Origin of the sequence: Nonomuraea endophytica (assembly GCF_014203235.1) — a bacterium.
Taxonomy (GTDB): Bacteria; Actinomycetota; Actinomycetes; order Streptosporangiales; family Streptosporangiaceae; genus Nonomuraea; species Nonomuraea endophytica.
This window is the reverse complement of sequence record NZ_JACHIN010000034.1, coordinates 1-24,747: the sequence shown is the minus strand read 5'-3', so window position 1 is coordinate 24,747 and position 24,747 is coordinate 1. Positions and strand designations below refer to the sequence as shown.

Genomic DNA, 24,747 nt, shown 5'->3' with positions numbered 1-24,747 from the left:
CGCGTCGAGCGAGCGGGGCGATGACCCGGCGGCACCTCGGGTGCATCAGCAGCCTCACGGCTACCGACAAGAGGATGGTGCACCAGTGAGCGAGGTTGTGATCACCGGGCTCGGGGCGGTGACGCCGCTGGGCGGCGATGTTCCAACGACGTGGGCGGGGTTGCTGGCCGGGCGGTCGGGGGTGGTGGCGCTGCGGGAGTCGTGGGCGGAGCAGTTGCCCGCGCGGATCGCGGGGCGGCTGACCGTGGATCCGGCCGCGCTCCTGGGGCGGCAGAAGGCCCGCCGGCTCGACCGTTGCGAGCAGATCGCGCTGCTCGCCGCCCGTCAGGCCTGGTCGGACGCGGGGCGTCCCGAGGTCGATCAGGAACGGCTGGCGGTCGTGATCGGCACCGGCACCGGCGGCGTCACGACCCTCCTTGACCAGCACCACGTCCTGGAGAAGGAGGGCGTGCGCCGCGTGTCGCCGCACACCCTGCCCATGCTCATGCCGAACGGCCCGGCCGGCTGGGTCAGCATCGAACTCGGCGCGCGGGCCGGCGCCCACGCCCCGGTGAGCGCCTGCGCCGCCGGGGCCGAGGCGATCGCGGCCGGAGCCGACCTCATCCGGCTGGGGCGCGCGGACGTCGTCGTCGCGGGCGGCACCGAGGCGTGCGTGCACCCGCTGACGCTCGCCGCTTTCGCCCAGGCCAAGGCGGTCTCGACGCGCAACGACCAGCCGGAGCTGGCGTCGCGGCCCTTCGACGCGGACCGCGACGGGTTCGTGCTGGCCGAGGGGGCCGCGGTGGTGGTGCTGGAGCGGGCCGGGTGGCGCGACGGCGCGGCGCTGGCCCACCTGGCCGGGCACGGGATCACCGCCAACGCCGAGCACATCACCGCCTCCCAGCTCGACGGCCAGGCACGGGCGATGCGCACCGCGCTGCGCGAGGCCGGGCTGTCGGGTGAGGACGTGGCGCACGTACAGGCGCACGCCACCTCGACCCCCGACGGCGACGTGGTCGAGGCCGCCGCGATCGCCCAGGCCGTGGGCGGGCATCCGGCGGTGACCGCGATCAAGTCGATGACCGGGCACCTGTGCGGGGCCTCGGGCGCGTTCGCGACCGTGGCGGCGGTGCTGGCCATGCGCGACGGGATCATCCCCGCCACCCGCAACCTCGACCGCCTCGACCCCCGCGTCGAACTGGACGTGGTCACCGGCGCGCCCCGCCACTGGCGGCCGGGCCCTTCGATGGTGAACGCCTTCGGCTTCGGCGGCCACAACGTGAGCCTGGTGCTCACCCCAGCCAGTCGAGGATCAGCGCGTTGACCTCACGCGGCTTCTCCAGGTGCAGGAAGTGCCCGGCGCCCTCGACGATCTCCGCCCGCGACCCCTCGGGCAGCACGCTGGCCACATCCGCCACCAGGTCCGCGCCGAGGCAGCCGTCCTGGGCGCCGTGCAGGTACAGCACGGGGCGTACCGGACCATCGGTCGCGGCGGCCTGCTCGGTGGCGTACCTGCCCGAAGGTGGGGTGGTGCCGAGCATCGCCCGGTAGTAGCCGATGGCGGCGGCCAGGTTGGCCGGCTCGCCCAGGCTCTGCTTGAGGAAGGCCAGGTCCTCGGTGGCGTCGTAGCCGGGCGACCAGTCCTTCCACAGCCCGTCGAGGAACCCGGGCGCCGCCGCCGCGGTCTCGGCCAGCGCCGTCTGGAACAGGAAGATGTAGAAGGACCGCTTGAGCTGCTCGTAGGTGAAGAACGTGCCGAGCAACCACTTCGTCGGAGGTACGGCGAGCACCACCGACTTACGGAAGCGCTCGGTGGTGCCGTAGACCGGGTAGGTGCCCCAGTCGTGGCCGATGATGACCGCGTTCTCGTCCCCACCCAGCTCCTCGTGCAGGGCGTTGGCGTCGGCCACCAGGGCGCCCAGCTCGTAGCCTTCTGTGACCTCGGTGGGGGCGTAGCCGCGCATGAAGGGGGCGACGGCGCGGTAACCGCGCTCGGCCAGCTCGGGCATCAGGTGCCGCCAGGTGTGCGCGGTGTCGGGGAACCCGTGCATGCACAGGGCCAGCGGCCCGTCACCCAATGCGAGGTAAGCGAACTCCACACCGTTGGCGTGGATATTCCTGATCTCCATGCGCGGAAACCTAGTGCCCTCTCCGCCCCCCGTCCATCAACCACCCCACCCAGCCCCCGGTACGCACCCCTGCGTGCACCCGGACCACCGGCCGAGCGGGCGACCACCACGTTCCCGGGCAGACCCGGAAAGCGCACAGCCGAGAGGGCGTGGCAGCGGAGTGCACGTGCCAGCCCTGACCCGGCACGGCACCGGGGCGGGGCGCGGCCGAGCGGCAGGCTCGCCGACGTGGGTCCTGAAGCACGCCGCCTGCCGAGTGAGTGCGCGTGCCCGCCATGGGGCGGCACGGCACCCGGGTGGGGTGCGGTCGAGCGGGCGTGCCTCGGCCGGGTTCCGGGCTCGTGTGGTAGGGGGCGCGGCTCAGCGGGCAGGCGCGGCCATCCTGAGGGTTCGGATCAGGCCGCCTACCTAGTGGGCGTGCTGGGGCGCCCCGGAGCCGCGGCTGGGCGTGGGTGGCTGGGTGGGTGGGTGGGTGGGCGTGGGTGTGGGGTGTGTTAGGTGGTGTAGTTGAGGTGTTTTATGCCGTTGATGAAGTTGGAGAGGAGGAAGTCGGGTTCGCCCTGGGACTTGATGGCGGGCAGGCGGGTGAGGAGTTCGCGGAACATCACGGTCATCTCGCGCTTGGCCAGGTGGGCGCCCAGGCAGTAGTGGGGGCCGGGGCCGCCGAAGCCGACGTGCGGGTTGGGGTCGCGGGTGATGTCGAAGGTGTCGGGGTCGGTGAAGACCGCCTCGTCGCGGTTGGCGGAGTTGTAGAACAGCAGCACTTTGTCGCCCTGGTTGTACCGCATGCCGTTCATCTCGATGTCGCGCGTCAGCGTGCGGCGGAACTGGATGACCGGCGTCGAGTACCTGACGATCTCGTCGCAGGCCTTGGCGATGCGGCCGTCGAAGTCGGCCATGAGGTGTTCGCGCTGGCCGGGGTGGTCGGTGAAGAGCTTCAGCCCGTACGCGATGGCGTTGCGGGTGGTTTCGCTGCCGGCCACGACCAGGAGGATGAAGAACGAGCCGAGTTCCTGGGAGGTGAGGCGTTCTTCGCCGTTGACCAGGAGGCTCACCAGGTCGCCGGTGGGGTGTTTGCGGCGCTGGTCGCCGAGGCGGGCGGCGAGGCGGTTCAGGCTGTAGCCGGCGTGGAGGAGCTTGCCGAGGCCGCGAGCGACGTTCACGCGCTTGAAGTCGGGCTCGATGCCCGTGTACTCGGCGTCGGTGTTGCCGAGGATGATGTTGGTCCGCCGCAGCACCATGTCGTGAAATTTCGCGGGAACGCCCATCATGTCGCAGATGACGCGCACGGGGAGTCTGGCGGCGATCTGCTCGACGAAGTCACCCGGACCCTGCGCGATGGCGTCGTCCACGATCTCGGCGGCGGCCCTGGCCAGGTCCTCCTCCATCTTGGAGAGGATGCGCGGGGTGAAGGCCCGGGAGACGACCCTGCGTAACCTGGCGTGCTTGGGGTCGTCCATGTTGATCATCGAGCCGAAGTACACGGCCAGCCAGCGCGGCATGTCCGGGATGCTGTTGGCGCAGGGCTCGCTGCTGAACGCCGCCGCGTTGCGGCTGGCCTCGGTGACGTCGGCGTGGCGTACCAGGGCGTAATAGCCGGGGCCGCCGCCGATGAAGGGCACGTGGTTCTCGCGGACGAACACCGGGCGCTCGAGCCCGCGCAGCTGACGGAAGGCGTCCATGCGCTCGGCTTGCGGTAAGGCCCAGAACGGTATCTGCGACAGATCGATGTCGGATGTCGCCGTCATGTCTCCCAAGAGTTGCGCAAGCAATCACTTACGTCAAGACCGCCGGCGCCGCCACCGCGACGCCGGTCGGCACCCGCCTCAGCAGCCGGAGATGTACGTCTTGCCCTCAGCCCAGACGGTGTCGTCAAGGTCGTGCGCGTACACGCCCATGGTGGCGTCCACGGGGTGATTGCTCGCGTTCCTCCAGAGCCGGCCCGACTGACGCTCCTTGAGGCGAAGCTGCGAGCCCTGGATCCGGTAGGTGATGTCGGTGTTCTGGGAGGTGCGGTTGTAGACCCACACGCACGCCCCGGCGGGGACCGTACGAGTCTGGCAGCCGTTGTTCCAGCCCATGGCCGGTGCCTTGCAGCGGAACGGCTTGTCGTCCGACGCCAGCGCCGGCGCCCCGCCCATCGCGAGGGCCGCGGTGAGGACCAGCAGAGCATTCTTGATCATGAGGTTTCTCCTCTCGGTACGTAGCGAGATGGCTACGCTGTGCGATGCCTCCACTGTCGGCGGGGCGGTGCGGCGATGGGGAGGGGTTGACCGTTTCCCGATGGATGGGCGACGTCAGGAAACGACCGCGTTCGGCGCGGAACTACGCAGGTGGCGCACGCTTCGCGGGCTCTCGCTGACCACGCTGGCCGAGCTGGTGCACTACAGCAAGGGCTACCTGAGCAAGATCGAAAATGGCGCCAAGCGGCCCACGCCCGAGCTGGCGCGCGCCTGCGACCAGGCGCTGGAAGCCAAAGGCGCTCTGGTACGGCTGGCCCCGCCCAAAACCGGCGGCGGCGACGAATGCCCCTACCCGGGCCTCGACGCTTTCGGCCCCGGCAGCGCCCACTGGTTCTTCGGCCGCGAGGAGGCGACCGCCGAGCTGACCATGCGGCTGGCCGCCAGGATGGACGGCGGCGGCCCGCTCGTGGTGGTGGCGCCGTCGGGAGCGGGCAAGTCCTCGCTGCTCGGCGCCGGTCTGGTGCCCGCGCTGGCCCGCGGCGCGCTGCCCCGTGCGGGTTCCAGCGAGTGGCCGGTCGCGCTGTTCACCCCGACCGCCCGGCCCATGGCCCGGCTGGCGGAGATCCTCGGTCTGGAAGGTCGGCTCGTGCTGGTGGCCGACCAGTTCGAGGAGGCGTTCACGCTCTGCCGCGACGACGCCGAACGCGACCTGTTCATCCGCACGCTCAACGAGCTGGCCGTCTCCGGCCGGGCGCTGGTCGTGCTGGGCCTGCGCGCCGACTACTACGGCCACGTGCTCGCCCACCCCGAGCTGGTGGCGGCACTGCGGGGCGGCCAGCTCGCGCTCGCGCCGCTGACCGAGAGGCAGCTGCGCGCCGCCATCACCGAACCCGCCAAGGCCGTGGGCCTGAGCCTCGAACCGGGCCTGGCCGACCTGCTTCTGCGCGACGGCCTTCCGCGCGACGGTGGCGAGCCCGGCACGCTGCCGCTGCTGGCCCACGCCCTGCGCGCACTGTGGCAGCAGCGCGAGAACGGGGTGCTCACCGTGGCCGGCTACCACCGCACCGGCGGCATCCACGGCGCCGTCGCCACCACCGCCGAGGACCTCTACACCGGCCTGGACGACGCCGCCCGCGAGGTGGCCAGACGCCTGCTGCTGCGGCTGGTGCAGCTCGACCCCGACGGCGGACAGACCCGCCGCCGGGTCCCGCTCGGCCTGATCTCACCCGCCTGGCGGCCGGTGCTGGACGCGCTGGTCGGCGCCCGCCTGCTGACGGCCGACGAGAGCGAGGTGGCGATCGCTCACGAGGCGCTGCTCGGCGCCTGGCCGAGGCTGCGCGACTGGATCGAGACCGACCGCGCGGGCCTGCAGACCCGGCGCAGGCTGGGCGAGGCGGCCCAGGAGTGGCGGCAGGCGGGAGACGACGCCTCGTTCACCTACCGGGGCGCCTCGCTGGCGGTGGCGCGCGAGTGGGCGGCCGCGCATCCCGACGAGCTCGGCCCGCTGGAGGCGGAGTTCGTGCGCGCGGGCGAGCACGAGGAACGGCGGGCCGCGAGGAAGCTGCGCCGCCTGGTCGCGGCGCGCACCGCGCTGGTGGTCGTCACGGCCATGACGGCCGGCGTGGTTGTCTGGCAGGTCGGCGACGCCAGGGCCGAGCGCGACGAGACGCTCTCCCGGCAGGTGGCCGCGGTCGCCGGTTCCGTGCGCCCGGGAAACGCGCCGCTGGCGGCGGGCCTGGCGCTGGCGGCGTGGCAACGGGCCGAGACCCCCGAGTCGCTCGGCGCGCTGATCGGCTCCAGCGGCTTCCCCGCCGGGAGCCGGTCGCGCGCGGGGTCAGGGCGGGTGACGGTCATGGCCGCCAGCGCCGACGGCGCCACCGTGGTGACGGGCGACTCGGTGGGTGAGGTGTGGCTGCGCCGTACCGCAGACTCCGCGGGTGCGACGTCAGACTCCGCGGGTGCGACGTCAGACTCGGCGGGTGAGGCGTGGCCCAGCCGTACCGGAGACTCTGCGGTACGGCTGGCCTGGGACCTCGGCCGGATCACCGCGGCGGCCTTCCGCCAGGACGGGCGGGTCGTGGCGGTCGGTGGCGAGAAGGGCGTGCGGGTCTGGCGGGTCGGCAACCCCACGCCGATCGCCACCCACGCGGCCTCGGACGTCGCCTTCCTGGGCTTCGACGGAGAGGCCGTGGTGGCGGGCTCCCACGAGGAGACGCTGACCTGGAAGAACGCCACACCGGAACGCGCTAAGCGGACAGACCGCCTGGTCGGCCTGACACCGGACGGCCCGATCGGCACGGACAGGCAGGGCACGCTCTTCGCCCTCAGCCCCGACCACGCCACCATCGCCGCCGCGGACGGAAACCGGCTGTGGCTGGTCGAGCGCGAGTCCGGCCGGGCCAAGGAGCTGCCGACGACGGGCGGCTTCATCTATTCGCTGGCCTTCAGCCCCGACGGCCGGCAGGTCGCCGCGGGCACGAGCGCGCCCGGGGTCCGGCTGTGGAGCACCGCAGACGGAACGCTCCTCACCGACCTCCCCCACCCGGCCGAGGTGCGGGCGCTGGCCTACGGCGGCCGCGACCTGCTGGCCGGGGTGGCCGACGGGGAGGTCTTCCGCTGGGCGATGCCGCTGCCGGCCCCGCGCGCCCACTCCGACGAGGTCCTGGCGGTGACCTCGGACGAGCGGGTCATGGCGACCGGCGGCGGCGACGGCGGCGTCGGCCTGTGGACCCTCGACGGCGCCCCGCTCGGCACCGCGACCGAGCATGACGGCCAGGTCAACAACCTCGTCCTGGCGGGCGGCCTGCTGGCCTCGGCGAGCGACGACGACACGGTCGGCGTCTGGGACGTCACCCGGCCGGGCGGCCCGCGCCTGCTCGGCAGGTTCACCGGGCACGACACGGACGTGGTCGGCGCGGCCCTGAGCCAGGACGGCCGGATCGGCGCGAGCGTCTGTGAGAACGGGCAGGTGCTCCTGTGGGACCCGGCGACCAGGAAACAACTGGGCCGGCTGCCCGGCGTCGACGGCGTCACCGACGTGATCCTCAGGGAGGACCTGCTGGCGGTCGGCGACGCGGAGAACAACGTGCAGATCTGGGACGTCGGCCACCCCGACGCGCCGAAGCGGGTCAGGGTGCTCAAGGGCCACACCGGCTACTCCGACGACCTCGACTGGCATCCGGGCGGCCGGTATCTGGCCAGCGCCGGGCACGACGGCGCGGCGCTGGTGTGGGACCTGTCGCGGACCGAGGACACGCCCGTGGCCCGGCTGACCGGCCACACCGGGATCGTCAAGAACGTCTCGTTCGACGCCGCGAGCGAACGCCTGGCCACGATCGGCACCGACGGGACGCTGCGGGTGTGGGACGACCAGCACCGGCTCCACGCGGTCTGGCAGACGGTGGGCGCCGCGCTGCGCTTCCTGCCCGGCGGGCGGCTGGTCTCCGGCGACCACGACGGCCTGCTCCACCGGTGGACGCTGGCTCCGGAGCCGGTGGCCGCGCGCATCTGCGCGCTCGACCCCACTCCCGTCAGCGCGCGGGAGTGGAGCCGGCACGTCTCGGAAGGCTCCTACGCCCCGGTGTGTCCCGAGCGCGACTGAAGGATCAGGTCGGCGCCCTTCTCGCCGATCATGATGGCGGGCGCGTGGGTGTGGCCCCGGTTGAGCGTCGGCATGATCGAGACGTCCACGACGCGCAGCCCTTCCAGCCCGCGCACCTTGAGCGCCGGGTCGACGACGGATTCGGCGTCGGTGCCCATCCGGCAGGTGCCGACCGGGTGGTAGAGCGTCTCGCCGCGCTCGCGTACCCACTGGGCCAGTTCTTCGTCGCTCTCCGGCGCCCAGTAGGGCGCCATGGGCCCGCCCGCGTAGGGGCGCATCGCCACGGTGGTGAACACCTGCTTGGCCGCCTTCAGCCCGGCGACCAGGCGTTTCACGTCAGCCTCCTGGGTGAGGTACCCGGGGTCGATGGCCACCTCGCGGCCGCTCAGCGAGACCCGCCCGCGGCTTTCCGGCTGCAGCAGCACGACGCCGACGGTCAGCCCGTGCCCGGTCGGCGGGGTGAGGCCGTGGTCGATGAACGGGCCGGGCGCGAAGATCAGCTCGATGTCCGGCGCGGGCTCCTCCGGCGAGGTCTTGATGAAGGCGACCGCCTCCCCCACGTTCGTGGTGAGCATGCCCGAGCGCAGCACGATGTAGCGGACCAGCTGCACCAGTGACTCGGCCTTGACCAGCGTGACCGGCTGTTTGGACTCGACGTAGACGCCGCTGGACAGGTGGTCCTGCAGGTTCCTGCCGACCTCGGGCAGGTCGTGGACGAGCTCCACCCCGGCCTCGCGCAGGTCCTCGGCCGCGCCCACGCCCGAGCGCAGCAGCAGGTACGGCGAGCCGATCGCCCCCGCCGACAGGACGACCTCCCGCCTGGCCGACACCCGTACCCCGCCGTGCTCGACCCCGACGGCCCGGTTGCCGGAGAACACCACGCGTTCCACGGTCGCGCCGGTGAGCACGGTGAGGTTGGGCCGCTTGAGCGCCGGGCGCAGGTAGGCGTCGGCCGAGCTCCAGCGGCGGCCGCGGTCCTGGGTGACCGGGGTGGGGCTGTAGCCCTCGTTGACGCGTTCGTTCAGCTCGCCGAGGCGGCGCATGCCGAGTTCCTGGCAGGCCTTGAGGAAGGCGGCGGTGGTGACGTTGGGGCTGCGCAGCTCGGAGATGTGGAGCGGTCCCGCGGTGCCGTACACGCCGCCGTTGTTGCTGCCGACGCGGTGCTCGGCCTTCTTGAAGTACGGCAGGACGTCGTTGAAGCCCCAGCCGGGGACGCCCCACTGGTCGTAGTCGGCCGCGCAGCCGCGTACCCACATCTGGGCGTTGAGGGAGGAGGAGCCGCCGATGACCCGCCCGCGCGGCCAGTAGAGCTCGCGCCCGGCCATCTCGGCCTGTTTGGTGGTGGTGTAGTTCCAGTCGTACTCGGTCTTGAACAGCGCCTTGAACCCGGCCGGCATCCGGATCTCCAGCTTGTCGTCCTGGCCGCCGGCCTCGACCAGCGCCACGGTCACGCCCGGATCGGCAGACAGTCTGTTGGCCAGGACGCACCCGGCCGACCCCGCTCCGACGACCACGTAGTCGTACTCCATGACCCCTCCGAACCGTAAGTAACCTGGTACTTGCCTACCCCAGGGGACAGATCCCGTCCATATGCAGTTGTGACCTCAGTTACCTACCGGTCGGTATGCATCGCCTGCTTAGATGGCGGCAAGCCGGCCCGAGGGAGGAAGCTCTTCCATGCTCAACTTGTCGACAGTCCTGGAGGACAGCGCGAGGAACGCGCCAGACAAGACGGCCATCGTCTTCGGTGATATGCGACTGCCGTACTCGATGGTCGACAACGTGGCCAACCAAGTGGCCAATCTGCTGGTTTCGCGGGGCATCGGCAAGGGGGACAAGGTCGCACTGGCCTGTCCGAACCTGCCCTATTTCTCCTTCATCTACTTCGGCATTCTCAAGGCCGGCGCCACCGTGGTGCCGCTGAGCGTGCTGCTTCAGGGCAGGGAGATCGCCTACCACCTCGCCGACAGCGACGCCAAGGCGCTGTTCTGCTTCGAGGGCACGCCCGAGCTGCCGCTGGGCGCGCGGGGCAAGGCCGGGTTCGAGGCCACCGAGGGCTGCGAGCACTTCTTCGTGCTGCCCGCCACGGCGCTGGCGACCGAGTCTGAGCACGGCGAGTCGATCTGGGCGGCGCTGGGCGGGATGTCCAGCGAGTTCGCCACCGTGCAGACGGCGCCGGACGACACCGCGGTGATCCTCTACACCTCCGGCACCACCGGCCAGCCCAAGGGCGCCGAGCTGAGCCACCAGAACATGCTGCTCAACACCATGGTCTGCGACAAGATGTTCCCCAGGAGCGACGGCGGCGACGTCTACCTGGGCGTGCTGCCGCTGTTCCACTCCTTCGGCCAGACCGTGATCCAGAACACCGGCTTCCTGCGCGGGGCCACGATGGTGCTGCTCCCCCGCTTCGACCCGGGCGACGCGCTGGCGGTCATGAGCAAGGAAGGCGTGACGTTCTTCGCCGGCGTGCCGACCATGTACTGGGCCATGCTCACGAAGATCCACGCCGACGGCGCCGAGGTGCCGTCCACGCTGAACGTGGCCGTCGCGGGCGGCGCCGCCTCGCCGCTCGAGGTGCTCAACGACTTCGAGAAGACGTTCGGGATCGGCATCCTCGAGGGTTACGGCCTGTCGGAGACCTCCCCGGTGGCCAGCTTCAACCAGCTCGGCCGGCCCACCAAGCCGGGCACGATCGGCACGCCGATCTGGGGCGTGGAGATGAAGCTCATCGACGCCGACTGGAACACGGTCGGCGGCGAGGGTCCCGGCGAGATCGCCATCCGCGGCCACAACATCATGAAGGGCTACTACAACCGGCCCGAGGCCACGGCCGAGGTGATGAACGACGGCTGGTTCCGCACCGGCGACATCGCCACCCGCGACGCCGACGGCTACTACTCCATCTTCGACCGGGCCAAGGACATGATCATCCGGGGTGGCTTCAACGTCTACCCGCGCGAGGTCGAAGAGGTCCTCATGTCCCACCCGGACGTCTCGCTGGTAGCCGTGCTCGGCGTACCGCACGAGTCGCACGGCGAGGAGATCAAGGCGTACGTCATCCGCTCGGCCGGTTCCGCGATCACCGAGGACGAGCTGATCGCCTGGTCGAAGGAGAACATGGCGGCCTACAAGTACCCGCGCACCGTCGAGTTCCGCGACGAGCTGCCCATGACCGCCTCCGGCAAGATCCTCAAGCGCGAACTGCGCTAAACCCCCACCGGCCCGTACGGCTCGCGCCCTCCCCCCTGAGGCGCGAGCCGTACTCGTGTCTAGATCCTCGCCAGTTCCTCGCGCATGGTGCCGAGGCCCATCGGGCCGAGGTCGAGCGCGGCGGTGTGCCAGGCCTTGAGGTCGAAGCCGGGCCTGGCCTGCGCCTCGGCCCGCGCCTCCAGCCAGGCGCGCTCGCCCAGCTTGTAGCAGATGGCCTGGCCGGCCCAGCCGAAGTAGCGCAGCACCTCGGGGTGGACCTTGTGCGCCTCGGCCCGGCCGCGCTCGCGCAGCACCTCGCAGGCCTTCTCGAACGTCCAGCGCGAGCCGTCGGGCAACGGCAGCTCCAGGTGGACGCCGATGTCGATGACCACGCGGGCGGCACGCAGCGCGGAGGCGGCCAGCATGCCCAGCCGGGCGCCCGGGGCGGTCAGCCAGCCCAGCTCGTCGGCCAGCCGCTCGGCGTACAGGGCCCAGCCCTCGCCGTGGCCGCCCACCCAGGACATCTTGGCGTAGCGCGAGAGCTTGTCACCGGCGACGGCGACCGCGCCGAGCTGCAGGTGGTGGCCGGGCACGCCCTCGTGGAAGACCGTCGTCAGATCGCTCCACGTGGCGAACTTCTCCCGCCCGCCGAGCGGCCACCACGTCCGTCCCGGCCGCGAGAGGTCCTCGCTGGGCTGCGTGTAGTACGGCGCCGCCGACGTGGACCCCGGCGCGAGCACCACGTCGACCGTGCGCAGCTGCTCGGGGATGTCGAACTGGGCGCCGTTGAGCGCGGCGATCGCCCGCTCGTGCTGATCCTTCAGCCAGGCCAGGTACGCGTCCGGGCCGACCACGTACTCGGTGGAGTCCAGGTGGGCGGTGGCCTCGTCCACGGTGGCGCCGGGCAGGATGGCGCGGGCCTCGGCGACCATCTCGGCCTCGATGCGGTCGAGCTCGGCCCAGCCCCAGGCGTAGGCGTCGCGCAGGTCGATCTCGTCGCCGAGCTGCATGCGGGCGGCCACGGCGTAGCGCTCCGGCCCGACGGCGTCGCGCTCGTCGGCCCTCGGCGCGTACTGTTCGCGCAGGTAGCGCGCGGTCTCGGCATAGCCCCGGTAGGCGCTGCGCGCGGCCTCGGCCAGCTCGGCCGCGACCGGGCCGTCGCCGTAGGCCGCGATGAGGTCATCATGGGTGCCCTCGAAGCGCTCCGCCTGGTCGGCGGCCCCGAGCGCCTGCCGCCGCGCCGCGCGCAGCCCGCGCTCCAGGCCCACGTCCAGGGTGGTGCGCCAGCCGTTCAGCATGCCGGGGACGGCGGCCAGGCGCGCGGCGATCGCGCGCCACTGCTCGTCGTCGTTGCGCGGCAGCAGGTCGATGCTGTCCCTGAGCCCGGAGACGAGCCCGAAGGGCGAGCTGACTTCCCGGTACGGCTCGCCGATCGCGTAGACGGCGGCCTGCGCCTCCAGCCGTTCGCGAAGGTGGGCCGCGGCCCTGCGGTCGGCGTCGGAGGCCGGGGCCAGGCGGCTCAGCTCGGCCAGCGTGTCACGGACCAGCTCCTGCCTGGCCTCGTGGCCGTCGGGGCTGTAGTCGGTGGCCACTCCGAAGTCGCCGACGATGCCCAGGTAGACGGATTCGACGGGGTCCAGGGCTGCCGCCCTCAGGATGTACTGCTCACACAGGCGGAAGATTGCGCTCACCCAGGCACAATAGCCACATTTCCTTCAGTGCGCAGAGGGGGGATATCTTCCCCCGCGCAGTAGTTGCATGCGCCATTTGTCTGCCATGATGCAGGGATGTCTGCGGACGCCGGCAAGATCTTCCGCCGCTATCTGAGCGCCGGCGTGATCAACGCGCTGGCCACGGCGGAGGCCGCGGGACTCAACGCCACCGACTACTACGCGCTGAACCTGCTCGACCTGTCCGGTCCCCTGACCTCCGGCGACCTGGCCGTCGGCACCGGCCTGACCACGGGCGCCACCACGCGGCTCATCGACCGGCTGGAGAAGGGTGGGCTGGTGCGCCGCGTGCCGGACCCGTCCGACCGGCGCAAGGTCATCGTGGAGCCGATGGCGCGGCCGGACGGGTTGGAGCAGCTGCTGGCCGGGACCCGGCGGCGGCTTGGCGAGGTGTTCGACGGGATGGCGGAGGGGGATCGGGAGGTGCTGTTCCGCTACTTCACCCAGGCCGCCGACGCCTACCAAACCGCCACCCAAGAACTCCGCCACCCCCAAACCCCACCACCCCTCTAGCTTCCCGTCCCCCCACCCCCGGCCCTGTGTCCCCGGGTTTCCCGCAACCCGGCCTCCCTGGGTTTCCTGGGTTTCCTCTCCGTTTCCCGGGTCCCCGCCTCCTCCGCCAGCCTTCCAGCCTCTCTGGCTCTCTGGCCTTTCCTGGGTTTCCTCCCCCGTTTCCCCGCTGTCACCGGGGTTTCCCGGGTCTCCCGACCCCTCCGGTCTTCCCGGTCTCTCGGGAGCTTCCTCCGGGTTTCCGGCTTCTCCGCCTATCTCAGGTCTTCCCACCTCCACAGGTCCAAGGTCATGGCTAGAAATGGGGGTCAGCGGGAGGTGGGCAGGAGGGGGAAGGTGGTCTGGGCGGACTTGAGGACGGCGTCCGTGCCACAGGAGGCCTTCAGCAGGAAGGAACCCAGGGCCGGGTCGATGTCGTTGGGCAGCATCTGCCCGTTGTCGTCGAAGCGCTGATACTTCATGAGGTTCATCCCGAACGACACCTGCCGCCGCCCGTCCTCGCTGATCAGCGACTGCGTGCCCATCCCGAACACCCCGCCGTCATGCCCCCAGAACCGCCCGCACGGCAGATCCAGCGGATACAACCCGAGCCCGTAGTCCATGGCGAACCCCGCCACCGCCACCTTCACCGTCGTCCTCATCTGCGCCAGCGACGCCTGCCCGATCAGCTCGCCCCGCAGCAGCGACCGGTAGAACGAGTTGAGGTCGTCCATGGTCGAGACCAGGTTCCCGGCGACGCCGGCCCACGACATGTCGTACACGCTGTAGTCGCGCGGCGGGTCGATCCAGCCGTACATGTTCTCGTAGGCCTTGGAGTGCGCCTCTCGGATGTACGGCGAGCGCGGGAAGGCCGTCTCCCGCAGCCCCGCCTTCCTGATCACGTGGCGGGTGATGTAGTCCTCGGGACTCATGCCGGTGACCTTCCGCAGCACCAGCCCGGCGATCACGTAGTTGGTGTTGGAGTAGGAACCCGGCTGGGCTCCCGGCTCGCCGTACGAGGGGGCGGCCAGGCCGAGCTTCACCAGTTCCTCGGGGGCGAAGGTGCGGAAGCGGTTGTCGTCCAGGCTCTTGGGCGAGCCCTCCAGGAGCGACGGGAACGCGCCGGCGACGTGGTCGGAGATGCCGCTGGTGTGGTTGAGCAGCGTCCGGATGGTGACCTTCTGGCCGCGTTCGCCGGGGATGAGGTCGGGCAGGTAGCGGGCCACCGGGGCGTCGAGGGCGATCCGGCCGCGTTCGACCTGCTGGAGGACGGCCACGGCGACGAACGTCTTGGTGATGCTGCCGATCCGGTGGCGCATGCCGGGCCGTACCGGACGACGGGTCTCGACGTCGGCCACGCCCGACGCGCCCGCCCATTCCCGGCGGCCGTCGCGCGCCTGGGCGTAGATGCCGTGCATGCCCGCGGCGTGGACGGCGTTCAGTGACTGCTTCAGCTCGCGCCGGTCGAGCTCGCCCGTGGTGGCCGCGGCCGGTGCGCCGCCGAGGTACAGAGCCGCCGCGACGGCGGCGACGCTCGCGATCAGTGGTCGTCTCATGAGATTCAGCATGATCGTTGGGCGGTCGCGCGGTTAGTCCGGCGCGTCACCGGGTGGGGATGACAACTGTCATATCCAGGTAAAGCGGGTGGCGTCCTCGGGGAGGCTGTTCCAGGCGAGGACGCGGTCCGGCCGGAGTTCCCAGACGTCGGGCAGGAACAGGCCGTAGCCGTATTTCTCCTTGTCGGCGGCCTCCACGCGGCGGGCGAGGTCCTGGCCGGGAGTGGTCCAGGTGGCCGTGCCCTCCACGATGACGGCCGCGGTCGCGTTCTCCAGGTGGACGGCGGCGTGGCCGTTCGCGCGCAGATTGCGGATGTGGACGGTCTCCTCGCCGCCGCTGAAGTAGAAGGCGTCCGCCACCCACAGCCCGTCGACCGGGACGACGTGCGGGCGGCCGTCCGGGCGCGCCGTCGCCAGCCAGTAGCTGGGGGCGGCCCGGAGCTTCTCCCGCACCTCGTCCCAGGTCAGCGTGATGGTCTGCGGCTGGGTGCGATATCCGTCGGGCAGGTCGAGTACTTCGGTCCTCGGCTCCATGGCCCGAGTATGCGCGTCAGCTGTCCGCCCGGCGGTTGAAAGCCGAACGTGCCCAGAAATATCCGGCGAAGGCTCCGGCCAGGCACCAGGCGATGGCCACCAGCCCCTGGCCGCCGACGGGCTGTCCCATGAGCAGCGCGCGCAGCGTGCCGATGATCGGCGTGAACGGCTGGTACTCGGCGAACCACCGCAGCCCCGCCGGCATCGACTCCGGCGTCACGATCGCGTTGCCCAGGAACGGCAGGAACTGGAACGGCAGCCCGATGTTGCTCGCCGTCTCCGCGCCCTTGGCGATGAGCCCGAACGCGGCCGAGATCCACGTGATCGCGAACGCCACCAGCAGCATGAGCCCGATCACCCCGAGCCAGCCCAGCGGCCCAGCCGCCGGCCGGAACCCGATCAGCAACGCCACCAGCGTCACCAGCACCACGCTGATCATCGTCTGGATGACGCTGCCGACCACCTGCCCGGTCATGACCGAGGCCCGCGAGATCGGCATCGTACGGAACCGGTTGATGATGCCCTCGGTCTTGTCCACCGAGACCGAGACCGCCACCACCACCGAGCCGGACATGGTGGCCATCATGAGGATGCCGGGGGTCACGAAGTTCACGTAGTCGCCGGTCGCCAGGCCCTTGCCGATCGCCCCGCCGAAGACGTAGACGAACAGCAGCAGCATGAAGATCGGGATGAACGCCACCGAGAGCGTCATGTTCGGATACCGCTTGGCGTGCAGCAGGTTGCGTCGCAGCATCGTCATCGAGTCGCGCATGGCGAGGGTCGTCGAGCTCATCGGAGGGCATCCTTCTGGGAGTCGTGGGGGTGGCCGGTCAGCGCGAAGAACACGTCGTCGAGGTCGGGGGTGTGCACCGACAGCTCCTCCACCTCGACCGCCGCGCCGTCCAGCCGGTCGATGAGGGCGCGTAGCGCGCGGAAACTGCCGTCGTTCGGGACCTGCAGCGTGAGCGCGTCCTCGTCCGCGCTCACCTCGCCCGCCGCCCGGAGCGCGAGCTCCCCCGCCCGCAGCGCGCGCGGGTCGGCGAAGCGCAGGCTCACGTGACCGCCCGGAATGCGCCGCTTGAGCTGCTCCGCGGTCCCTTCCGCCACGATCCGGCCATGATCGAGTACGGCGATGCGGTCCGCCAGCTCGTCGGCCTCCTCCAGATACTGCGTGGTCAGGAAGATCGTGGTGCCGTTGGCGACCAGCTGGCGGATGATCTGCCACATGGTGTGGCGGCTGCGCGGGTCCAGGCCTGTGGTGGGTTCGTCCAGGAAGATGACCCTCGGGTCCCCGACCAGCGTCATCGCCAGGTCGAGCCGTCGGCGCATGCCGCCCGAGTACGTGGTCGACACCTTCTTGCCCGCCTCGACCAGGTCGAAGCGCTCCAGCAACTCGGCGGCCTTGCGGCGGCCCTCCTGCTTGGACAGGTGGTTCAGGTCGGCCATGAGGAGCAGGTTCTCCTCGCCGGTCAGATAGCCGTCGACGGCGGCGAACTGGCCGGTGACGCCGATGGACATGCGGATCTCGTCCGACTGCCTGGCCAGATCGAAGCCATTGACCTGCGCTTCGCCGGAGTCGGGCTTCTTCAGTGTGGCCAGGATCTCCACGGCGGTGGTTTTGCCTGCGCCGTTCGGGCCGAGCAGGGAGAAGATGGTGCCTGCCGGGACGGTCAGGTCGATGCCGTCCAGGACCAGCTTGTCGCCATAGGACTTGCGCAGGCCGGTCACCGCGATGGCGGGTTGGGCATGGGTGGGCATGATGCCTCGTCTCTTTCGGGATATGTCGGGTTTTGGGGTCTGCTCGGCCGGCTTTTGGGCGCACTTGGGGGCGCTGCGGCGGCGGTGCAGGGAACTGTCGCGCGGCCTGCTGTCCCGGGAGTGGTCACCGGGCGGGCGTGCGGCGAGTGTCAGGGTGATGTCGGGGGGCTGGCGGTCAGGCAGGGTTCAGGTGGTCACCTCGTGGGGGGTGCGGCGCGGATGCTCGTGTGTTGCCAAGGCCGCGGCGTGTCGCCGTGGCCGTGTTGCCATGGCTGCGGCGTATTGCCGTGGTTGCGTTGCCCTGGCCGTGTTGCCACTTTTGTCGTGTTGGTCGTGTTGCCGCGGCCGGGTTGCCGTGGCTGTGATGTCTTGGCCGTGATGCCGTGGCCGTGATGCCTTGGCCGTGTTGGTCGTGGCCGCGTGGCCATGGCTGGGTTGTCGTGGCTGGGTTGTCGGGTTGCGGTTAGGCGCGGCGGACGAGGATGTCGCCGTAGCCGGTCGTGGCGTGGACCTCGACCATGTCCTCCGCCTCGGCGGGGCCTTCGTGGGCGTCCAGCTGGACGCGTACATCGCCGTACTGCGAAGAGACGTTCAGCCAGGCCGCCGTGCCCTGCCGCACACCGACCTCCAGCTCGCCATAGGCCGTGTCGATCACCGTCGAGCCGCGCACGATCTGGCCCAGCCGTACGTCGCCCGACGCGGTCTTGGCGGTCACGCCCGACAGCGCACGCTCGACCTGGATGTCGCCGTAAGCGGTGTTCATCCGCACATCACCGGAGACCTGGCCAAGCGTGATGTTGCCGTTGGACGTCTTCACCAGAGCCGCGCCGTCGATCTCCCGCACCCGGATGTCGCCGTTGGCCGTGGTGATCTCGGCAGGCCCGCCGGCCCGCGTCACCAGGACATCGCCGTCACCGGTGTGGATCTGGAGCCGTCCGGCCTCGTCGACGTCAACGTCCCCCATCGATGTGGTGAACCGGCAGTCACCCAGCCGCCCGCGGCAACGCACCTCCGCGTCGGCCTGCACCTCCACGCCGGACCCCGATGGCAACTCGACCAGCACCTCGACCGAACCACCCCACAACCACCACCAGCTACGGCGGCCGGAATCCTTGAGCGTCTTCACGGTCAGCCTGCCGCCGGAGTACTCGACCCGGGTCTGCTCGGCGGCGCTGACATCGGATTCGTTGCCCGAATCAGCCGGGCGCACTTCCACGACCGTGTCGCTGCGCTCGCTCGCGACGACGCGGATGTAGCCGGTGCCGATCTCGATGTTGGCCGAGATCGGTTCGTTCGTGTCGAACCTGGGCATGGCGCTGCCTCCTCTTGATGCCTGCCGCCTCTGCTGCCCGTACGGCGGGCTGATGTCCTTGTCCGCCCCGAGCCACCCAGAGGGCGGACCGGGCGCCGGTGCGACGACCTGCTGCCGGTGTCCGCCGCCCTCTGCTGCATGTGCGGCGCCCTGCTGCTGGTGTCCGCCCGCTTCAGGTGCCTGTGCGGCCGGGGCTGGTGCTGGTGTGCGCCGCCCCGCTACTGCCAGTGCGGCGAGCTGGTGCTGGTAACCGCCGCCTTCAGGTGCCGGTACGGCGGGACTGGTGCTGGTGCCCGCCGTCCTCAGGTGCCTGAGTGGCGGGCCCGGTGCTGGTGCCCGCCGCCTTCAGGTGCCGGTACGGCGGGCCGATATGACGACGGCGCCTTGGGTGGCGCCGGGATGTGGGGTCAGCGGACCCAGCCGGTGTAGCGCTGGCCACCGGTGCCGGCGTCCTTCGTTCCCCGGCCCCCGTGGTCGGGGTCGAGGGCCGCCGACACGGCGCGTACGAGCCAGGAGTTCACCGACAGCCCCTCTCGGGCGGCCGCCTCGTCGATGCGCGGTTTGAGATGGTCCGGAACCCGCAGCGCCACCCGGGTGGTGCCGCCTTCGTCGGTCTCCGGCGGGCGTACGGAGCGGGCCTGGTGGGCGCCGGAACCTGCCTCCGTGTCACGTGGTGGTGCCACGGGCGGCGGGGTCACGACGAAGTCCGGGTCACGTCCGCGCAGCCGTACGTCGACCGAGCCGGGGGCGAGCTCCCTGGTGATCTCGTTGGCGGCGGCCGACAGCGCCTCAAGCAGGGCCAGCCGGGCGGCCGACTCCAGCGACGCGATGAGGCGCTCGGCCAGCGCCCGGGTCTCCTCACCACCTGCCTCGGCGGCGACCGCCAGCTCCCGGCGGAGGTGATCGACATATGGCGCGAGTTCCATGACACCACTATGACATGTCCATGGCACCAGTTCAAGCACCAATGGCACCATCATGGCACCACTCCGCAAAACACCAGGTCAACCGATCCTCCCACGCCTCCAGCCCCCAAGAGGAGCAGCACGCCAGCGGGAGCAGGCAGTGGCTCCGGGCTTGAGCGGCGGTGCTGCCGGGCCCGCGGCCAACACGTCTCGGCTCCAGGTCTGAGCGGCGGCGCCATTCGGCCTGCGGCCTACGAGTCTCGGTTCCCGGCTTGAGCGAGGGTGTTGCCCGACCTGCGGCGCACACGTCTCGGTTCCGGCTGCGAGTTCTCGCGGTGCCCGGCCGGCGGGGCGGTCGTAACGGCGGCTGACCCCGCACGCTGGACGACCGTTCCCCTGGACGGGGCCCGGCCACGGTCGGCGGGCGGGGTCTTGCTGGCTGTGCCGTAACGAAAAAAGAGGGAGAGACCGTCAAAAGCGCGCCAGATTCCGGGAGAAGACGCGCGCGGGATCATAGGCCTGCTTGACGGCGGCGAGGCGGGCGCGCACGGCGGGCGGGTAGACGGCGGCGACGTCAACAGGCCTGGGGTCGCTGAAGAAGTTCGCGTATGCGCCCGAAACGTGCGGCTCCATCGTCTCCCACAGCGCGTCGTAGGCGGGCAGCCGCGACGGGTGGTCGGCCGGGGCGCCGAGCAGGACCCCCAGCAGCATCGCCTCGCTGTCCCGGTGCGCGAAGGCGGTGTCGTCGCCGCGCCCCATGGCGCCCCCGATCGCCCGGATCTCGCGGAACATCATCGGAATGTCCGCCGACACCCACGCATCGATCAGCTCATCCGTCAGAACCGGGACGAACCGGTTGCGGACCATGGGACGCCAGCCGGGCGGCAGTTCGGCGCTCTCCAGGACCTCGGCGTAGGGAGCGGTCGTGATCTCCTGGAACGTCGGCTCGCCCAGCCGGGTGAGCGGCTCGATCACGGCGGGGTCGTCGCCCGCGTAGGCCGCCAGGATCATGATCGACGGCGGCGCCTCATCCCCGAACGCCGGGTACAGGTGCGCCGACGACGTCAGCTCCTCGCCCGCCGCGCGCACCACGTCCCGCCAGGCCTTGAGGACCGCCGCAGGGTCGTCGGCGGGGTAGCCGATGCGGGCAAAGGTCACGTTCGTCTCCCGGCGCGCCCTGACCAGGAACGAGGTGATCACGCCGAACTCGCCGCCACCGCCCCTGATAGCCCAGAAGAGGTCGGGGTTCTCGTCGGCGGCCGCCCGCAGCACCTCCCCGGCGGCGGTCACCACCTCGGCCTCGACCAGGTGATCGAGCGCCAGGCCGTACTTGCGGACAAGCCACCCGATCCCGCCCCCCACCATCAGCCCGCCGACGCCGACCGAGTCGGTGTCACCCGAGGAGATCACCAGCCCGTGGGGCGCCAGCGCCTTCGAGACCTCGCCCCACCGAGCCCCCGGGCCGATCCGCACCAGGTCATCGTCCAGCACCTCGACGCTGTTGAGATGCGCCAGATCGATCACCACCCCGCCGTCGTTGGTGCCGTAGCCGGGCACGCTGTGCCCGCCGCTGCGCACCGACAGCACCAGCCCGTCGCGCACGGCGTGCCCGACCGCCTCGGCCACACCCGCCGCGTCGCGGGGCCGGACGACGCGCGCGGGCGCGCCCTCCATGGAGAAGGTACGGCTCAGCCGCTCGTACCCCTCGTCACCGGGGCGGACGATCTCGGTGGCCAGCGTCTCGTGCGTCATCGTTGTTGCCCTTTCTGTCCCTGTTGTCGCTGACAGGTCGGAGCCGAAGACGTCCGCTCTACATCCCCGCCCAAGATTCTTTCCGGACATGGGAGGGTACGGTCCATGGTTTTCGGAGTCCGCTCGTTCGAACTGGCACTCATGCACCGCATGCGCGATCTCAACCCCGCCCGGGTCGAGGACGCCTTGGCCGACATGGCCGCCACCCGCGCCGAACTCCGCGAGGCCCACGCCCTGTGGACCCGCACCGCCTATGCCGCCCGGGCGCCGAAGGGGGTGGGCAGGTTCAGGATGGCGCTGGGGCGGCCCACGTTCGAGGGCGAACGGCCCATCGGCAGCCTGACCTGCGACGTGGTGCGGTGGGCGCTGCCGTACTGGCGAGGGGTGGAGTTCGAGCTGCTGGTCGGGCCGGGCGGCGAGATATGGAACCAGTGGTTCGTCCGGCCGTCGGGTGACCGGACGGTGAGTTTCGCCGACCTCGTGCCGTGGGAGTGCGTCGTCGCCGACATCGGCGCGAGCTTCCCGGACGCCGTCCAGGAGGAGGGCACCGCACCCCACCACTGGGCCGTCTCCTTCCAGCATTCCGGCACCCCCTACCGCGCCCGCTTCGTCTACGGCCTCCTCCAGAGCGTCGATCCGCGTTAGGATACAACTGTATCCATACGGGAGATGAGGTCATCGTGCGCACACCGGATCGGCCGTCCGCCTTCGCCAGTGACTCCGCCCGCGACAAGTTCCACGCCCTCTACGACCGCCTGCTCAGCGAACTGTGGCCGGTGCCGGTGGACGCCGCCGACGTCGAGACCCGCGCCGGAAGCGTGCGGATCCACCGGGCCGGACCCGCCGAGGGAGATCCCGTGGTCCTCGTGGCCGGAGCCGGCGGGAACGCGCTGGCCTGGTACCGCTCCATCGAGCTGCTGGCGCGCACCCGCCCGGTCATCACCGTCGACCCGCTCGGCGAGCCGGGCCGCTCGGTCCAGACCCGGCCGCTCACGAGCGGCGCCGAGGTCGGCGGCTGGCTCACCGACGTACTGGCCGCGGTCGGAGCCGAACGCGCCCACGTGGCGGGCTTCTCCTACGGCGGCTGGACCGCCGTGGAACAGCAACTCGGCGCGAGCGGCCGGGTAGCGGCGCTGACGCTGGTGGACCCGGGCGGCTTCGCGCCGCTGCCCAGGCGGTTCGTCCGCTGGGCCCTCGCCGGAGCCCTCGCCTCCATGCTTCCCCGCCCGTTGCGGCACCGCATGGCCGGCGTCGTGGGCAACGGGGTGCTGCGCGAGGATGGGCTGGTGAGGCTGATGCGGGCCACATGGTCCTTCCGCCGGCGCCTGCCCGTTCCGCCCGCCTACACCGACGAGCGGATACGCGAGGTGTCCGTGCCCGTCCAGATGCTGCTGGGCGCGCGCAGCGCACTGCTCGACCCGCCGGCGGTGGCCGCACGGCTGGCCGGCATCGCGCCGTCCTGGCGCGTGGAGATCGTGCCCGGAACCGGACACGCGTTGTCCGTCGAAGCTCCGGACCTGGTCGCCGAGCGGATCCTCACCTTCCCCGCCGGAGTAGAGCACCAGCACATGGTAGGAAACGGGCATGCCCCGACAGGTGGATCATGACGAGCGGCGGCGCCGGCTCACCGACGCGCTGCTGCGCATCGCCAGCACCCGCGGCCTGCAGGCGGTGTCGATGCGCGAGATCGCCGCCGAGGCCGGGGTCTCGCTGCGCGTCGTCCAGTACTACTTCACCAACAAGCAGGCCCTCCTCGAATCCGGCCTCACCGAACTGGGCGCCCGCATGGAGCGCCGGTTCAAGCAGCGGACCGCCGGTGCGGGCGAGCTGACGCCGCGAGGCGTCTTCGCCGCCGTCCTCGGCGTGATCCTGCCGTTCGACGAGCAGAGCGAACGGGACTCCATGGCCTGGACCGCCTACTACACCGCCGCCCTCACCGACCCCGCGCTCGCCGCCGTCGGGCTCACCCTGCCCAACGCGCTGGAAAACTTCCTCACGGTACGGCTGACCGCCGCCCAGCAGGCCGGAGACGTCGCCCCGGACCGTGACCCGCGTACCGAGGTCGCCGCCCTGCTGGCCCTCGCCAACGGCCTGACCTCCAGCGTCCTCAGCGGACAACGCAGCCACGAGGCAGCCACCGAGATCATCGACTACCAGTTGGACCGCCTGTTCCTCTCGGGCTGATGGGGCGGTTCGGCGTTCACCCGGGCGGGCCTGCCTTGACGCGCTCCACCAGGCGTTCCATCGATCCCCGGTAGCCGTGGAGGTGTTCCAGCCACCACGTGGCGCCCGCCTCGGCGTAAGCGCGTACCGACTCGCCGGGTTCGCTCACCCCGATGACCGCCACGTCTAGGGCGCCCGCGCCCGCCCGGCGCAGCTCACCGGCCTGGTCGGCCAGCGCTTCGGGCGTGAGCGACATGCGACCCTCCTGGTCGTCGGCGGCGACGATCCAGCCGTCCCAGCGAGCGGCCCGGCGGAGGGCTGCGGGAGCCGTGCCGCCGACCCACACGGGTATCCGTGGGCGCTGGACGGGGAGCGGCGCGAGCCGTACGCCGTCGACGGTGAAGTGAGCGCCGCGGTGGCGCACCTCGTCGCCCGACCAGAGCGCGTCCAGCACGCCGAGCGCCTCGTCGAGCACGGCCCCGCCGGGACGCGCCGAGCCGAACGCGGTGAACTCCTCCTTCACCCCGCCCAGCCCCGCGCCCAGGATCACCCGGCCGCCGCTCAGCCTGTCGAGCGTCGCCAGTGTCTGGGCCAGCCGCTCCGGACGGTGCCCGGCCACGGCCGTCACCGCCGTGCCGAGCTTGACGCGCGAGGTCGCCTGGGCCGCGGCGGCCAGCGCCACCCACGGGTCGGCCGACGGTGTGCCCCAGGCGAAGGCCAGATGGTCCCAGACCAGCACCGCCTCCCACCCGGCGGCCTCGGCCTCCTGAGCCAGGGTGACCAGGCGTGCCGGCTCCGCGAGATCGCCGAGAATCGCGATGTCGATGCCGTAACGCATACCCCGACCCAACCACCCGCCACCGACAGTTTCCGCCACGGGCAGCCACCGGACCGGCCGATACGCTTCCCCTGCCCGCGTCGGACACAAGCGAGGGAGACCCGGATGGCGGTTCCGTCTTGGCTCGATGCGCTCCCCGTGGCGATGACCGAGGCGGAGTATCGGGCGCTTCCGGAGGCCGTCGCCCGGACCGTCGAAGTGGTCCACGGACACGTGATCAAGCGCGAGTCACCGGCGCCCCAGCACAATCGGATCGCGCGCCGACTGGCTGGAGCGCTGGAATCCGCACGTTCCACCGCCTGGCCATGCCTGAGCGTTGAGACCGGCATCGACGTGGTGCTGTGGCGGGTGCCGACGTTCACCCTGCGGCGGCCGGACGTGGTGATCTACCAGGATCCCTCGCAGAAGCCCGATGCTTCACAGGTCCAGGCGGTCGTCGAGGTCGCCTCGCCCGGGACGGTCCGCGAGGATCTCACGGACAAGAGGATCCAGTACGCAGACGCGAGGATCCCGCGGTACCTGCTGGTTCTACTAGATGGTTGATTCCAAGGGCTGAGGTTCGTTGATCGGCTGCGGGCATGCAGTGAGGGTGTCCAAGATCTGTTTGTGACGACAGAACTGAACAC

The 24,747-nt window shown here is 71.2% G+C and carries 21 protein-coding genes; 8 read left to right on the top strand and 13 right to left on the bottom strand.

What is annotated here, in order from left to right:
• Window positions 1-85 precede the first annotated feature (85 nt).
• Window positions 86-1,303, top strand: a complete 1,218-nt coding sequence (locus HNR40_RS53050; protein ID WP_184976510.1) for a beta-ketoacyl-[acyl-carrier-protein] synthase family protein — start codon at window positions 86-88, stop codon at window positions 1,301-1,303.
• Here HNR40_RS53050 and HNR40_RS53045 read toward each other — a convergent pair.
• The 3 genes from HNR40_RS53045 to HNR40_RS53035 all read right to left on the bottom strand — a co-directional run bounded on the left by HNR40_RS53045 (window position 1,272) and on the right by HNR40_RS53035 (window position 4,291).
• Window positions 1,272-2,108, bottom strand: coding sequence for an alpha/beta fold hydrolase (locus tag HNR40_RS53045; RefSeq protein WP_184976508.1), 837 nt, complete (start codon window positions 2,106-2,108; stop codon window positions 1,272-1,274). The genes HNR40_RS53050 and HNR40_RS53045 overlap by 32 nt on opposite strands.
• Before the next feature lie 494 nt (window positions 2,109-2,602).
• On the bottom strand, window positions 2,603-3,856 hold the full coding sequence (locus HNR40_RS53040) for a cytochrome P450 (RefSeq protein WP_184976506.1): 1,254 nt from the start codon (window positions 3,854-3,856) through the stop codon (window positions 2,603-2,605).
• Between the two features lie 78 nt (window positions 3,857-3,934).
• On the bottom strand, window positions 3,935-4,291 hold the full coding sequence (locus HNR40_RS53035) for a hypothetical protein (protein WP_184976504.1): 357 nt from the start codon (window positions 4,289-4,291) through the stop codon (window positions 3,935-3,937).
• Between the two features lie 100 nt (window positions 4,292-4,391).
• Between HNR40_RS53035 and HNR40_RS57755 the strand changes: the two genes are divergently transcribed.
• Window positions 4,392-7,892 (top strand): nSTAND1 domain-containing NTPase, encoded by a 3,501-nt coding sequence (locus HNR40_RS57755; RefSeq protein WP_184976502.1) that lies wholly within the window; start codon window positions 4,392-4,394, stop codon window positions 7,890-7,892.
• Here the strand turns inward: HNR40_RS57755 and HNR40_RS53025 are convergent.
• On the bottom strand, window positions 7,862-9,421 hold the full coding sequence (locus HNR40_RS53025) for a GMC family oxidoreductase (RefSeq protein WP_184976500.1): 1,560 nt from the start codon (window positions 9,419-9,421) through the stop codon (window positions 7,862-7,864). The two genes, HNR40_RS57755 and HNR40_RS53025, sit on opposite strands and share 31 nt — an antisense overlap.
• A gap of 148 nt (window positions 9,422-9,569) precedes the next feature.
• On the opposite strand from HNR40_RS53025, the gene HNR40_RS53020 reads away from it, so the two are divergent.
• Window positions 9,570-11,105 (top strand): long-chain-fatty-acid--CoA ligase, encoded by a 1,536-nt coding sequence (locus HNR40_RS53020; RefSeq protein WP_184976498.1) that lies wholly within the window; start codon window positions 9,570-9,572, stop codon window positions 11,103-11,105.
• Window positions 11,106-11,164: 59 nt separating this feature from the next.
• Here the strand turns inward: HNR40_RS53020 and HNR40_RS53015 are convergent, their stop codons facing one another.
• Window positions 11,165-12,775: a DUF885 domain-containing protein gene (locus tag HNR40_RS53015; RefSeq protein ID WP_184976496.1), complete on the bottom strand. Its 1,611-nt coding sequence runs from the start codon at window positions 12,773-12,775 to the stop codon at window positions 11,165-11,167.
• 96 nt (window positions 12,776-12,871) lie between these two features.
• Here HNR40_RS53015 and HNR40_RS53010 point away from each other — a divergent pair, with 96 nt between their 5' ends.
• Window positions 12,872-13,327, top strand: coding sequence for a MarR family winged helix-turn-helix transcriptional regulator (locus HNR40_RS53010; protein ID WP_184976494.1), 456 nt, complete (start codon window positions 12,872-12,874; stop codon window positions 13,325-13,327).
• A gap of 305 nt (window positions 13,328-13,632) precedes the next feature.
• Here the strand turns inward: HNR40_RS53010 and HNR40_RS53005 are convergent, their stop codons facing one another.
• The 7 genes from HNR40_RS53005 to HNR40_RS52975 form a co-directional block, all read right to left on the bottom strand.
• Window positions 13,633-14,859 carry a serine hydrolase domain-containing protein gene (locus tag HNR40_RS53005; RefSeq protein ID WP_184976492.1) on the bottom strand — a complete coding sequence of 409 codons (1,227 nt, stop codon included), beginning with the start codon at window positions 14,857-14,859 and terminating at the stop codon, window positions 13,633-13,635.
• Between the two features lie 69 nt (window positions 14,860-14,928).
• A complete protein-coding gene (locus HNR40_RS53000) occupies window positions 14,929-15,393 on the bottom strand; it encodes a pyridoxamine 5'-phosphate oxidase family protein (RefSeq protein WP_184976490.1) in 465 nt (154 codons plus the stop codon).
• Window positions 15,394-15,409: 16 nt separating this feature from the next.
• Window positions 15,410-16,186 (bottom strand): ABC transporter permease, encoded by a 777-nt coding sequence (locus tag HNR40_RS52995; RefSeq protein WP_184976488.1) that lies wholly within the window; start codon window positions 16,184-16,186, stop codon window positions 15,410-15,412.
• A complete protein-coding gene (locus tag HNR40_RS52990; protein ID WP_184976486.1) occupies window positions 16,183-17,151 on the bottom strand; it encodes an ATP-binding cassette domain-containing protein in 969 nt (322 codons plus the stop codon). Before HNR40_RS52990 ends, HNR40_RS52995 begins: the two co-directional genes overlap by 4 nt.
• A 463-nt stretch (window positions 17,152-17,614) precedes the next feature.
• Window positions 17,615-18,463 carry a DUF4097 family beta strand repeat-containing protein gene (locus HNR40_RS52985; protein WP_184976484.1) on the bottom strand — a complete coding sequence of 283 codons (849 nt, stop codon included), beginning with the start codon at window positions 18,461-18,463 and terminating at the stop codon, window positions 17,615-17,617.
• A gap of 407 nt (window positions 18,464-18,870) precedes the next feature.
• Window positions 18,871-19,389 (bottom strand): hypothetical protein, encoded by a 519-nt coding sequence (locus HNR40_RS52980; RefSeq protein WP_184976482.1) that lies wholly within the window; start codon window positions 19,387-19,389, stop codon window positions 18,871-18,873.
• A gap of 450 nt (window positions 19,390-19,839) precedes the next feature.
• Entirely contained in the window at window positions 19,840-21,120 is a 1,281-nt protein-coding gene (locus HNR40_RS52975) for an FAD-binding oxidoreductase (protein ID WP_184976480.1), read from the bottom strand.
• 105 nt (window positions 21,121-21,225) lie between these two features.
• Between HNR40_RS52975 and HNR40_RS52970 the strand changes: the two genes are divergently transcribed.
• Genes HNR40_RS52970 through HNR40_RS52960 form a run of 3 tightly spaced genes read left to right on the top strand, consistent with a single transcriptional unit; the run spans window position 21,226 to window position 23,304 of the window.
• Window positions 21,226-21,765: a hypothetical protein gene (locus HNR40_RS52970; RefSeq protein ID WP_184976478.1), complete on the top strand. Its 540-nt coding sequence runs from the start codon at window positions 21,226-21,228 to the stop codon at window positions 21,763-21,765.
• A gap of 35 nt (window positions 21,766-21,800) precedes the next feature.
• Window positions 21,801-22,727, top strand: coding sequence for an alpha/beta fold hydrolase (locus tag HNR40_RS52965; protein ID WP_184976476.1), 927 nt, complete (start codon window positions 21,801-21,803; stop codon window positions 22,725-22,727).
• Window positions 22,705-23,304, top strand: a complete 600-nt coding sequence (locus tag HNR40_RS52960) for a TetR/AcrR family transcriptional regulator (RefSeq protein ID WP_184976473.1) — start codon at window positions 22,705-22,707, stop codon at window positions 23,302-23,304. The genes HNR40_RS52965 and HNR40_RS52960 overlap by 23 nt, the downstream gene beginning before the upstream one ends.
• Before the next feature lie 16 nt (window positions 23,305-23,320).
• Here the strand turns inward: HNR40_RS52960 and HNR40_RS52955 are convergent, their stop codons facing one another.
• Entirely contained in the window at window positions 23,321-24,121 is an 801-nt protein-coding gene (locus tag HNR40_RS52955; RefSeq protein WP_184976472.1) for an LLM class flavin-dependent oxidoreductase, read from the bottom strand.
• Window positions 24,122-24,265: 144 nt separating this feature from the next.
• On the opposite strand from HNR40_RS52955, the gene HNR40_RS52950 reads away from it, so the two are divergent.
• Window positions 24,266-24,664, top strand: coding sequence for a Uma2 family endonuclease (locus HNR40_RS52950; RefSeq protein WP_184976470.1), 399 nt, complete (start codon window positions 24,266-24,268; stop codon window positions 24,662-24,664).
• Window positions 24,665-24,747: the final 83 nt, after the last annotated feature.